Raw genomic sequence first — 12103 nt, 5'->3', positions numbered from 1 at the left:
AAATGAGTTTAGGTGATTTTGCTGCTTTTAACAGCTACCTGGCGCTACTTATCTTTCCAATTCTGATAATAGGCTTTATGAGTAACGTAATTGCTCAGGCCACTGCTTCGTATGGTAGAATAAGTGGAATGCTTGAAAGACCAGATGTCCTGGAGGCAGGTGAGCTTAACGCTGATTTAACAGGAACGATCGAGGTGAGAGGTATAAATGTTTGCTATGGCGAAAAACCAGTATTAAAACATATTAATATCGCAGTACGCCCTGGATCACGCACAGCTGTTATTGGGCCAACAGCGGCAGGTAAAACCCAGCTGCTCTATTTACTTAGCGGCTTAATTAAACCGGATAGTGGTACGCTTACATTTGATGGGCATCAGATTGATGAATATAAAAGTGAATCCTTTTACCAAAAATTAGGCTTTGTTTTTCAGGATAGTATTCTGTTTAATATGAGCATTCGCGAGAATATTACCTTTAGTGAAACGGTAACAGACGAATCTTTGCAAAAAGCAATTGAAACTGCCGAATTGAAGGATTTTATAGAATTATTGCCAAAGGGCTTAGATACCAGTGTTTCAGAACGTGGGTTGAGCCTTTCGGGTGGGCAAAAGCAGCGGATTATGTTGGCACGCGCATTAGCAATAAATCCAAATGTGTTACTGCTTGATGATTTTACGGCTAGGGTAGACAATCAGACCGAAACCCGAATACTTGAAAATATTCAACGTAATTATCCAAATTTAACGCTTATATCAGTAACCCAGAAAATAGCTGCTGTTGAGCATTATGAACAAATCATTTTGCTTATGCAGGGCGAAATATTGGCTGCAGGAACACACAATGAGCTTATGGCGACAAGTCCAGAATATGTACAGATTTTTAATTCACAAAAAAGCACAAGCAATTATGAATTATAATTTGAACACAATTGCAGAGCAGGAGAAAAAAAGTTCATCATGGGTAGGTCTTAAAAATCTATTGAATCTGGTTGCGGAAGAGAGAAAGCGTATTTTTCTATCCTTATCAGCAATTCTTATCAGTGCATCACTTAACCTCCTTGGTCCATTTTTAATAGGGTATACTATCGATCATTATGTGCAAACAGGAAAGTACCATGGTGTTTTGGTATTTGCAGGTATTTTGCTTGCCATGTATTCTGTCGCTTTTGTTAGCAGTTATCTACAAACACAATGGATGGGAGGGGTAGCCCAACGTGCTATATTCAAATTAAGAAATGTAATTTTTAATAAAATACAGCAATTGCCGGTAGCCTTCTTTAATGAAAACAAAGCAGGCGATCTTATCTCAAGGGTTAATAATGATACCGATAAATTAAGCCAATTCTTTTCACAGGCTTTAATGCAGTTCATTAGCAGCATCATGACCATGGTTGGTTCTGGAGTATTTTTATTATCCATTAACATTAAACTTGGGCTTGCCACTCTGGTGCCAGCCTTAATTATTCTTGTGTTTACAAGAGGCGTCTCGCCCTGGGTAAGAAAAAGGAATGCCTTAAGTTTAAAAAGTTCCGGAGCGCTAAGTGCCGAAATACAGGAAAGCCTGAATAATTTTAAGGTAATAATAGCCTTTAACAGAAGAGATTATTTCAGGAAAAAGTTCGATGTAGCCAATCAGCATAATTATAAAACTGCTATGGGTACCGGAATGGCAAACAACATGTTCTTACCTGTATTCGGTTTATTCTCCGCCTTAGCACAATTAATTGTGTTAAGCTACGGCATTTACCTCATCACAGAATCAGAATTTAGCGTTGGATTGCTGGTTAGTTATTTAGCCTACTCTACTAACTTTTATAACCCTTTAAGACAGTTAGCTGCATTGTGGACAAGTTTCCAGGTAGCACTTGCAGGCTGGGATAGAATCTCTCGTATGCTATCTCTGCAGAGTAATTTAGATATTATTAACAGCACGGCAGTAAAAGCGTCAGATTCGTTACTTGAATTTAAAAATGTACATTTCGGGTATACCGCAAGTAATGAAATCCTTCACAATGTGAATTTTAAACTCGAAAAAGGAAAAACATACGCATTGGTAGGCCCAACAGGTGGTGGTAAAACTACTACAGCATCCATCATGGCGAGGCTGTACGATCCTGTAAGCGGATTAATCCTTTTAAATGGAAAAGACATTAAATCTTATACTCCCGAAGAAAGGAGTAAGAAAATTGGATTCATACTTCAGGAGCCATTTTTGTTTACAGGAACTGTTAGAGAAAATATTTTATACGGCAATGAGCAATATCATGAATATGATCAGCAAGGTTTCATAGATTTAATTCAGAGCACTGGATTGGAAAGCTTACTTTCTGTATTTGATAATGCAGGAGAAACAAAAGTTCTATCTTCTGCTGACAGTTTAAGCCTGGGGCAAAAGCAATTGATTGCTTTTATGCGTGCAGTGCTCAGAAAACCTGATTTACTAATTCTTGACGAGGCAACTGCTAATATTGATACCATAACAGAGAAACTACTGGGCGAGATATTAGACAAGTTACCAAAAGAAACTACGCTGGTAATCATAGCTCATCGTTTAAATACTATTGAGAATGCTGATGAGATCTTTTTTGTAAATAGTGGTGAAGTAACCAGAGCCGGATCATTTAGGGAGGCAATGGATAAGCTTATCCATCATAAAAGAAAAAGTTAATTTATACACGCTGACAGTTTCTACAGATTTTCTCCAAAGTCTGATTTTACTTTTATACCATATTCATACAGTGAAATTCTGGTAGTAAATGATAAAAAAAGTAAGGCAAATTCGGTTGGTCTTTCTATTAACACTTTTAAGTTATGGCGGAAGTATGTCCTTGTGTCGGGCTCAGAACTATAAGGTTGACGATTACATCCAAAAAGCATTAATTAATAGCCCTCTACTTAAAGATTTTAAGAATCAGCTGCTCCTCAATAAGATGGATAGTGCGATCCTCAAAGCAGGATATAAACCACAGATTACAGCCAGTTCCACTGGGACGTATGCTCCTGTTATAAATAACTATGGATATGATAATGCACTTAGCAATGGCAAAACATTCGACGCACTTATAACAGCTAATCAAAATATTATCGGTAAAAGTAGGCGCGATATTCAGTTAGAAGGAATTGCTTTGCATGCAGATTCAATAAATGCAGCCTCAAAGATCTCTGAGCAGGACATTAAAAAAAGCATTACAGAACAATACATAACAACTTATATCGATCAGCAGCAAAGAGATTTTTATGTCGAAGTCTACCAGCTTTTAAAAAAAGAAGAAAACATACTCAAAGTATTAGCCCAGAAAAGTGTGTATAAACAGGCAGATTATCTTGCCTTTCTGGTAACCTTTCAGCAGCAGGAACTGCAGCTCAGCCAGACAACCATTCAATTGAAGAATGATTTCGCACGTTTAAACTATTTAACTGGCATTGTAGATACCAATGTTGTGGTACTCCAAGAACCCTTGCTAACAACAACAGCTCCTGCGCGATTAAGCAATAGTATTTTTATACAAGGGTATAAAATAGATAGCTTAAAGTTACTTAATAGTAAAAAGCAAATAGATCTGAATTATAAACCTCTCGCAAGTATTTATGTAAATGGGGGTTATAATTCTTCTTTCATCCTACAGCCATATAAAAATTTCGGAACAAGTGTAGGCTTTACTATGTCTGTTCCTATTTACGATGGTGGCCAGCGTAAAATGAAGTATACCCAACTTCAAATACAGGAAAACACAAGGCAAGGTTATCAACGTTTTTTTGTCAGGCAGTATCAACAGCAGGTTAATCAGCTTATTCAACAACTGCAGGCTACTCAAGAATTGCAAACTAAAATTACGCGGCAGATTAAATTTACTGAAGGACTTATCAATGTAGATAGCAAATTGTTGCAAACAGGCGATATCACAATAGCAGATTATGTAATTGCCATAAATAATTACCTAAATACTCAATATATGCTTCGGCAGGTTAATGTATCCAGGCTTCAGCTAACTAATCAACTAAACTATTGGAACAATTAGTAAATATAAAGATGAGCAGTAAACTAACACTGGGTTTCGCTTTAATATGCTTAATTCTTAACGGATGTGGACCGGTATCTACTTCAGGTAATCAAGAATTGGATAAAAGTCCGGAGCCAAAAACTCCGGTAAGCATTACTCAAATCAGTAATGCCCCATTAAGTGATTATATTGAATTGAATGCAACAGCTACATTTCAGCAAAAAGGGATAATAAAGGCCAGCTCTAATGGTTATCTGCAAACTGTAAATGTAAAAAAGGGCGACTATATTAAAGGGGGACAAACGTTATTTACAATAATCACTAAAGAGGCTAAAAGTATAGGGAATGCCATTAATAACCTTGACCCAAGTTTTAAGTTTACAGGATTAACCCGTATTACGGCAAATACAGCTGGTTTCGCAGGAGAGGTAAGTCACCAAAAAGGCGACTATGTACAGGAAGGGGAGCAACTGGCAGTTATTACTAACCTCAACAGCTTTGTTTTTCTAATGGATCTTCCTTATGAACTAACGGGTATCATTAAAAACCAAAAAGCATTAGAAGTAACCCTGCCCAACGGAGAAAAGTTAATTGGGAACGTTGGATCTGCATTGCCTCTGGTCGATTCGGCCTCGCAAACTCAAAGAATAATCATTCAGGTAAAAACACAAAAAATAATTCCGGAAGGGCTTGTCGCAAAGGTTAAATTAATCCGATCAGAATCTTTAAACCCCATTGCTTTGCCTAAAGAATCAGTTCTTGCCAATGAAACACAGGATGAATTTTGGGTTATGAAGTTAATTAATGACACTACAGCAGTAAAAATAAATATCCAAAAGGGTCTGGAAACAAGAAGCTATATTGAAATAAAATCTCCCTTATTTAAACCCGATGATCGGTTTATTCTTACTGGTAATTACGGATTATCAGATACGGCCAAAATTACAATCAACCACAAATGAAGAATTTCTTTCTGACTCATAAAAACCCGATTATAATAATCCTGGCCATTATGATGTTCGGGGGTGTTATTGCTTATGAGAATCTAAAGACCTCACTTTTTCCTGAGATTACATTTCCTAAAATAAAGATCATTGCTGATGCAGGCCTTCAGCCTGTAGATAGGATGATGGTAACGGTAACAAGACCCCTCGAAAATGCGGTTAAACAGGTACCCGGACTAAAGCTGGTAAGGAGTACTACAAGTAGGGGGAGTTGTGAAATATCGGCTTTTATGAACTGGAACTCAGATATTGATTTGAGCCAGCAACGCATAGAATCCAGGATCAATCAAATCAGGAATGCATTGCCTCCTGATATCAATATATCGGTAGAGAAAATGAATCCTTCCATATTACCGGTAATGGGTTATACGCTCGAAAGTCATAGTAAATCTCCAATTGAACTTCGTCAAATAGCTACCTATACCATCAAACCTTTTCTTTCTCAGGTAGAAGGAGTTGCAGAAGTACGTGTTAGTGGTGGAAAAACCAAGGAATATTGGGTTGAGCTGGACAAAAATAAGATGAGTTCGCTTAATATTACCCCGCAACAGATAAATACTGCTTTAAGTCAAACCAATTTCATCCGTTCAAACGGATATCTTTCAGATTATAAGCTGTTGTATTTAACCATTACAGACGCGGCTTTAACAACAAAGTCAGATTTAGAAGATGTTGTTGTTAGTAATAACAGCCATAGGATTATTCAAATTAAAGACATTGCCAGAGTAAATATACAAGAGGGGGTGGAGTATACCAAAATCAATGCAAATGGTCATGATGCAGTGCTAATTGCAGTTGTTAAACAACCTGAAGCCAATTTGATTATCCTTACCCAGGAAATGGAGAAAAGGGTTAAACTTTTACCAAACATCTTGCCTCCGGGAGTAACTATTAAACCTTATTACATACAGGCTGATTTTGTTAATGATTCTGTAAAAAGCGTAACCGATAGTTTGTGGATAGGCTTAGGTCTTGCAATTATTGTTGCAATCATCTTTTTGAGGTCGTTAAAAGCAAGCACCACTATTCTTATTACCATTCCGCTAACACTTTGTTTAACTGTAATTGTATTGTACAGCATTGGCTATACTCTAAATATAATGACTCTTGGAGCTATTGCCGCTGCAATTGGTTTAATCATAGATGATGCGATTGTTGTTGTAGAGCAGATTCATCGGATGCATGAAGAACATCCTGATCTAAAGAGCTATGATCTGGTACATAAAGCCATCATCTATCTTTTTCAAGCGATGCTTGGTTCTTCACTTAGTACCGTAGTTATTTTTATTCCTTTCTTACTAATGACAGGCGTAGCTGGAGCCTATTTTAAAATAATGACCAATACCATGATCATTGCTTTGGTTTGTTCCTTTTTTGTTACCTGGATCTGTTTGCCTGTAGTATATCTGCTTTTAGGTAAAAGGAGCAAATCACCAAAAACTAATCAAACAGAAGTACATGCTGTAAAAAATCAGGCATGGGTAATCTGGTTTGTTAAGAAACCGATAATCAGTTTCGCCGCAATCATAATATTTATCCTACTTATAATACTCATATTGCCAAAACTCCAAACCGGATTTCTACCCGAAATGGATGAGGGTAGTATCGTACTAGATTATAAATCTCCACCGGGAACCTCTCTTCAGGAAACCGACAGGATGTTGAAAGAAGTAGAACAGATCATCATAAAAATCCCCGATGTAGAAACCTATTCCAGAAGAACAGGAACTCAAATGGGTTTCTTTATTACAGAACCAAATAATGGAGATTATCTCATTCAGCTTAAAAAACAACGTAGCAGAACAACTGAAGAAGTAATAAGCGAAATCCGTAATAAGATAACTGCAACTCAACCATCTCTTGAAATAGATTTCGGGCAGGTAATTGGTGATATGCTTGGTGATCTGATGAGTTCAACCCAGCCAATTGAAATCAAAATCTTTGGGGATAATCACTCCAAGCTTACAGCACTTTCTAAAGCGGTTGCTGCTAAAGTTTCTGAAGTTAAGGGAACTGCTGATGTATTTGATGGTATTGTCATAGCCGGGCCGTCCATTAATGTTAAACCCATATATAGTCAGCTTGCTCAATATGGTATTACCGTTGCCGATTTTCAGTATCAATTGCAAATGGCTTTAGAAGGAAATCCATCCGGAACTGTTCTCGAAAAAGAGCAACTCTCAACCATCAGGCTTGTTTATCCAAATAGTAGAAAATATAATGTAGAAGGGATTAAATCCATGCAGATATTCTTGCCCAATGGCAAACTGGTGCCAATCACTAATCTGGCTGTTGTTGATATCAATACTGGAGATGCAGAGATTGCCCGTGAAAATTTGCAGGCCATGGGTGTAATAACTGCTCGTTTAGAAAACAGGGATCTTGGGACCACAATTCAGGATATTCAACAACAAGTTGCAAGTAGTATTCATTTGCCTTCTGGTTATCATATAGAATATGGTGGGGCCTATGCAGAGCAACAACAGTCTTTTAAAGAACTGCTTATGATTCTGGTTTCTTCAAGTTTACTAGTATTTGCTGTTATTTTATTTCTGTTTAAAGATTTCAAAATTGCTACCCTAATATTATTTATAGCTGTTTTGGGTATTTCGGGCAGCTATCTTGCTTTGTTTTTAACAAATACACCATTAAACGTAGGCAGTTACACCGGCTTAATCATGATAATAGGTATTATAGGCGAAAATGCAATTTTTACCTTTCTGCAGTTTAAAGAGTCATGTAAAGAAAACAAAGTTCAGGAAGCCATTGTTTATGCCATTTCTACACGGCTACGCCCAAAATTAATGACAGCCCTGGGTGCAATAATTGCACTTATGCCCCTTGCATTAGGTATCGGTGCCGGAGCACAACTTCATCAACCCCTGGCAATTGCCGTTATTGGTGGCTTCATTGTTGCCATGCCATTACTACTTATTGTTTTGCCAAGCATAATAAACTTACTTTATAAAGACCAATAACTGCTCCAATTATTTACTAAATTTATTTTTTTAACATAGCCTGAATGAAGATCCTATTGATAGAAGATGAGAGCTCACTGCGCGAAAGTATTATCACTTATTTTACTGATGAAGGTAATATCTGTGAAACGGCTGTAGATTACAGGTCAGCAATAGAGAAGATTAATATCTATAGTTACGACTGTATACTTTTAGATCTTACCCTTCCCGGGGTGATGGAATGGAGATTTTGCGTGCCATCAAAAAAATCAATAAAAAAGATGGAGTACTTATTATTTCTGCAAGGCACTCGCTTGATGATAAGCTTGATGGACTGAATCTTGGAGCCGACGATTATCTTGTAAAACCTTTCCATCTGTCGGAACTTAAAGCGAGGGTTACTGCAATTGTGCGCAGAAAAAGTTATGACGGCAGTAATATTATTAATTTCAATGATATATATATTGATACACAGGCTATGTCTGTAAAAATTGCTGAAAATACACTAACGCTAACCCGTAAAGAATACGATCTGCTCGTTTATTTTATTGCAAACCACAGCAAAGTAATAACAAAAAGTGCAATAGCTGAGCATTTGTGGGGAGATGAGATTGATCTTTCTGACCATTTCGATTTTATTTATGCCCACATAAAAAACCTTCGGAAAAAGCTGATAGAAGCCGGTTGCAGAGATTACATTAAATCTATGTATGGCGTGGGTTACAAATTTGAAAATGTATGAAGCTGGCTGCAAAATATAACAGGGTCACCTTAATTGCCTCTATCATTGTGTTTTTATTTACAGGTGTAATCTATTATTCAGTAATACATTATATTTTAACAGGTCAGCTGGATAAAGACTTGGCCATCGAAGAAGATGAAATTGCTGCCTATGTGAAAACCTATGGCAAATTACCCCTGGCTGGTAGTTTTAAAGAACAGAAAGTAAGTTACCATCTGATAGATCCCAACCATGATTTTGAACGCAGGTATTTCTATAATGATTATTTTAATGAATCTGAACAAAGAATAGAACCTGGAAGAAGCCTCATAAGAACAATTGAAGTAAAAGGGAAACTATATTCAGTTACGGTAACAAAATCCAGATTAGAAGCAGAAGACCTGGTCAGAATTATATTTTTAATAACCCTTAGTGTAACCATTTTGCTTTTAATAACACTGCTGTTAATCAATAGGTTTATACTCAATAACATCTGGAGGCCTTTTTATGGAATATTGTTGCAGATGAAAGCCTTTAACCTGGCAGATAAAAATGATATCAGAATTGAACCAACTAAAATTGATGAGTTTGCAGAACTAAACGCCGCAGTAGCAACCATGTCTTTAAGGGTAAAACAAGACTACAGGGAACTAAAGAGTTTTACAGATAATGCTTCTCATGAAATGATGACTCCTTTGGCTGTAATCAATTCTAAGTTAGATACACTGATCCAAACTGAAACATTTAGTGATTCCCAAGGAGAACTGATAGAAGATATTTACGTTGCCGTGGGCAAATTATCCAGGCTTAATCAGTCTTTACTGATGCTTGCCAAGATAGAGAATAACCTGATTGGCGACCAGGAAACAATTAATCTGGATGAGCTGATCAGCCAAAAAACAAGGCAGTTTCAGGAATTACTTCAGTCGCAAAACTTAAATCTAAAAACGGAGCTAGCTACCAGGAAGATTGATATGAATAAGCACCTTGCTGATATGCTGATTAATAACTTGTTAAGCAATGCGATTAGACATAATTATAAAGGAGGAGAAATTTTTATTCAACTAAATGATAGTCAGCTTACAATAAGTAACACCGGGTTAGCTGCGGCATTAGTCGTTAATAAGGTTTTTGAAAGATTTTATAAAAATGCTGCTTCAGAAGGGATGGGTTTAGGCCTGGCCATATCCAATCAAATTTGTAATTTATATCGTTTTAAGTTAAATTATACTTATCAGGATACAAGACATACTTTTAAGGTTAGTTTTTAAAGAAATAATAGCTCCAGAATTACTCCAAAATTTGTAATTAATTTTGATGAACGGTTTAATGTATAAGAAGATGTTTAAGATGAAGTATGGCCTTTTGATTGCCCTTTGCTTTCCTTTTTGCGGTTTTGCGCAATATGCAAGTCAGGCAGATTCTCTGTCTCAAAAAAAGAATACCTTCAAAGTTGCTCCCTTCATTATTCCTGCTGTATTTCTGGCATATGGAGCAATGGGCGGAGGTAATAATTTTGTACATGATCTGGATGTAACTACCCGCAATGAACTACAGGAAGATTATCCTTTTTTTTCTGTACATGCCGATAATTTTATGCAATATGCTCCGGCAGCAGCAGTTTATGCTTTAAATTTATCGGGAGTAAAAGGCCGGCACAACCTTGCAGATGCTACAGGTATTTATGCCATCTCTTTTGGTTTGATGAAAGCATCTACACTCATTGTTAAATCTGCAACTCACAGGCTTCGCCCGGATGGCAGTACAAATAACTCATTTCCTTCTGGCCACACGGCAACATCATTTGCTGCAGCAGAGTTTTTAAAGCAGGAGTATAAAGACGTATCACCCTGGATAGGTTATGCAGGATATGCAGTAGCCGGGGCCACAGGGGTTTTCAGGTTATATAACAATAGGCATTGGGTTAGTGATGTGGTTGCTGGTGCAGGCTTTGGTATTCTATCAACCAAAATAAGTTATCTTGTATATCCACATTTAAAAAAGCTCATTATGGGTAAAAAAAACAATGATTTTACTGTGGCTCCTATGTATCAAAATAAGGCATTTGGTTTTTCCTTATCAGGTCAGTTTTAAGCAGATTAACAACAGAAGAGCCTAGGCTCTTCTGTCTAATATCCCTGTAACCAGGCCTTTAATTCCAAGTTTACGGTTAAAAAATACCGATACAATAACCATTAGTATTAGGCAAACTATGGTTAGTATATAACTAAAGCGAATCAATACTTTACACCAGCTCAGGTCCTTCATGAAAAACTCTTTGTAAAGCAGTAACAATACACTGCCCAGGTACCCGGCAGAATCGCAGATGTAAACAAAAAAGCCTGCATTAGCCTTTATCTTAAATAAAGCGATCATCCTATCGAAAAGCACCACCTGTATAGGTGTATAAGCCAAAAACATGCCCATTCCCACCAGTAGCATCCACCAAAAAGGGCTTATAAGGTGCATCTGGAAAAACAATGTGCTGCCACCGCTTAATAGCAGGCCAAGTGCAATAAGGTATTGGGTAGCCCAAAAACCGCGTATGTTGTTCCGGATCATTGACAGACTTCCTATTGCAATTAAGACGATAATGCCTGAAATGGTTTCTGTTAATGATAACACTCCTTTATCCCAATTGCTGTCAATTTCATTCCAGATTTCAACAGAGAAGTTGTCTCTAAAATCCCGCATGGTGGTTAGCATCATATAGATCAAACCAATGCCAAAAATCGCGAAGCCAAATTCCGCCATTACCGCGCGCTTATCTTCTGCGTTCATTGGCAAACGCTCAACACGCAATAGTTTGTCAGTTTCGGTAGGTTCCGGAATTACAGAAAGCATCCATACAAAAGTCAGAAAAAGTGGTAAAAAAAGTACACCCATCAACGCAGGCATCCAAAACTCCGAAACCATTGGAACCCATTCATTCACTGTAAAATAGATCGTTTTAATCATTCCCGAAGAAAAGATGAGGCTAATGCTCAATCCCATCGCCAATGTTTCTGTAAACCGCCTGCCTTCCAGGTAACTAAATACAATTCCCCAAACCATGCCCAAAGGAAGACCATTTAAAAACAGAAAAAAGAAGTTGTAAGGCTGTGGCACAGCTCCGAAAAGAAGCAATGCAGCCTCCGCAAAAAGAATAAGACAGATGATCAGCTTTTTTCTGCCCGAAGCCTTAAGTTCTGAAATTACCTTAATACCAACTACTTTGGAAAGCATGTAGCCCATAAGCTGTGCAATTATTAACACTGCTTTGTAATCGAGATCCCAAAGGGTTATTCCTGTATAGGTTCCATTGGTAAAGGGTTTTCTGAAGGCGTACATACAAAAGTAGGTGCCAAAAGCGGCAAGCATACACCAGATAATAAAGAAGAGTTTCGAGTTGGCCAGTAAATGGTTTATTCGCTTCATAAGG

9 protein-coding genes and 1 pseudogene are annotated in these 12103 nt (G+C 37.3%); 9 read left to right on the top strand and 1 reads right to left on the bottom strand.

The genetic code is table 11. The features are described 5' to 3' along the window. Positions 1-2 precede the first annotated feature (2 nt). The 9 genes and pseudogenes from CPT03_RS23075 to CPT03_RS11850 all read left to right on the top strand — a co-directional run bounded on the left by CPT03_RS23075 (position 3) and on the right by CPT03_RS11850 (position 10776). Entirely contained in the window at positions 3-917 is a 915-nt protein-coding gene (locus tag CPT03_RS23075) for an ABC transporter ATP-binding protein (protein ID WP_410522631.1), read from the top strand. Then, positions 907-2667, top strand: coding sequence for an ABC transporter ATP-binding protein (locus tag CPT03_RS11880; RefSeq protein WP_099441094.1), 1761 nt, complete (start codon positions 907-909; stop codon positions 2665-2667). The genes CPT03_RS23075 and CPT03_RS11880 overlap by 11 nt, the downstream gene beginning before the upstream one ends. 88 nt (positions 2668-2755) lie before the next feature. Further along, positions 2756-4018: a TolC family protein gene (locus CPT03_RS11875; protein ID WP_099439051.1), complete on the top strand. Its 1263-nt coding sequence runs from the start codon at positions 2756-2758 to the stop codon at positions 4016-4018. Positions 4019-4029: 11 nt separating this feature from the next. Continuing rightward, positions 4030-4962, top strand: a complete 933-nt coding sequence (locus CPT03_RS11870; protein ID WP_099439050.1) for an efflux RND transporter periplasmic adaptor subunit — start codon at positions 4030-4032, stop codon at positions 4960-4962. Beyond that, positions 4959-7982 carry an efflux RND transporter permease subunit gene (locus CPT03_RS11865; protein ID WP_099439049.1) on the top strand — a complete coding sequence of 1008 codons (3024 nt, stop codon included), beginning with the start codon at positions 4959-4961 and terminating at the stop codon, positions 7980-7982. The genes CPT03_RS11870 and CPT03_RS11865 overlap by 4 nt, the downstream gene beginning before the upstream one ends. A 44-nt stretch (positions 7983-8026) precedes the next feature. Further along, positions 8027-8301, top strand: a pseudogene (locus tag CPT03_RS23290) (response regulator transcription factor); the annotation flags it as partial. Positions 8302-8439: 138 nt separating this feature from the next. Further along, the gene (locus CPT03_RS23380; protein ID WP_410522630.1) at positions 8440-8703 is read left to right on the top strand and encodes a winged helix-turn-helix domain-containing protein; all 264 of its coding nucleotides are present in this window, start codon (positions 8440-8442) and stop codon (positions 8701-8703) included. After that, on the top strand, positions 8700-9953 hold the full coding sequence (locus CPT03_RS11855) for a sensor histidine kinase (RefSeq protein WP_099439048.1): 1254 nt from the start codon (positions 8700-8702) through the stop codon (positions 9951-9953). Before CPT03_RS23380 ends, CPT03_RS11855 begins: the two co-directional genes overlap by 4 nt. Positions 9954-9999: 46 nt before the next feature. Further along, a complete protein-coding gene (locus CPT03_RS11850; RefSeq protein WP_245869818.1) occupies positions 10000-10776 on the top strand; it encodes a phosphatase PAP2 family protein in 777 nt (258 codons plus the stop codon). Between the two features lie 21 nt (positions 10777-10797). Here CPT03_RS11850 and CPT03_RS11845 read toward each other — a convergent pair whose 3' ends face one another. After that, entirely contained in the window at positions 10798-12099 is a 1302-nt protein-coding gene (locus tag CPT03_RS11845; RefSeq protein WP_099439047.1) for a DUF5690 family protein, read from the bottom strand. Between the last annotated feature and the right edge of the window lie 4 nt (positions 12100-12103).

The organism is Pedobacter ginsengisoli (genome assembly GCF_002736205.1).
Classification (GTDB): Bacteria; Bacteroidota; Bacteroidia; order Sphingobacteriales; family Sphingobacteriaceae; genus Pedobacter; species Pedobacter ginsengisoli_A.
Note: the sequence above shows the minus strand (reverse complement) of the source record. Positions and strands in the feature narration are given on the sequence as shown.

Coding starts and splice junctions, on each gene's coding strand:
- CPT03_RS11865 (WP_099439049.1), top strand. CDS start 4,959: ATGAAGAATTTCTTTCTGACTCATAAAAACCCGATTATAATAATCCTG.
- CPT03_RS23380 (WP_410522630.1), top strand. CDS start 8,440: ATGTCTGTAAAAATTGCTGAAAATACACTAACGCTAACCCGTAAAGAA.
- CPT03_RS11850 (WP_245869818.1), top strand. CDS start 10,000: ATGAACGGTTTAATGTATAAGAAGATGTTTAAGATGAAGTATGGCCTT.
- CPT03_RS11855 (WP_099439048.1), top strand. CDS start 8,700: ATGAAGCTGGCTGCAAAATATAACAGGGTCACCTTAATTGCCTCTATC.
- CPT03_RS11880 (WP_099441094.1), top strand. CDS start 907: ATGAATTATAATTTGAACACAATTGCAGAGCAGGAGAAAAAAAGTTCA.
- CPT03_RS11870 (WP_099439050.1), top strand. CDS start 4,030: ATGAGCAGTAAACTAACACTGGGTTTCGCTTTAATATGCTTAATTCTT.
- CPT03_RS11875 (WP_099439051.1), top strand. CDS start 2,756: ATGATAAAAAAAGTAAGGCAAATTCGGTTGGTCTTTCTATTAACACTT.
- CPT03_RS23075 (WP_410522631.1), top strand. CDS start 3: ATGAGTTTAGGTGATTTTGCTGCTTTTAACAGCTACCTGGCGCTACTT.
- CPT03_RS11845 (WP_099439047.1), bottom strand. CDS start 12,099: ATGAAGCGAATAAACCATTTACTGGCCAACTCGAAACTCTTCTTTATT.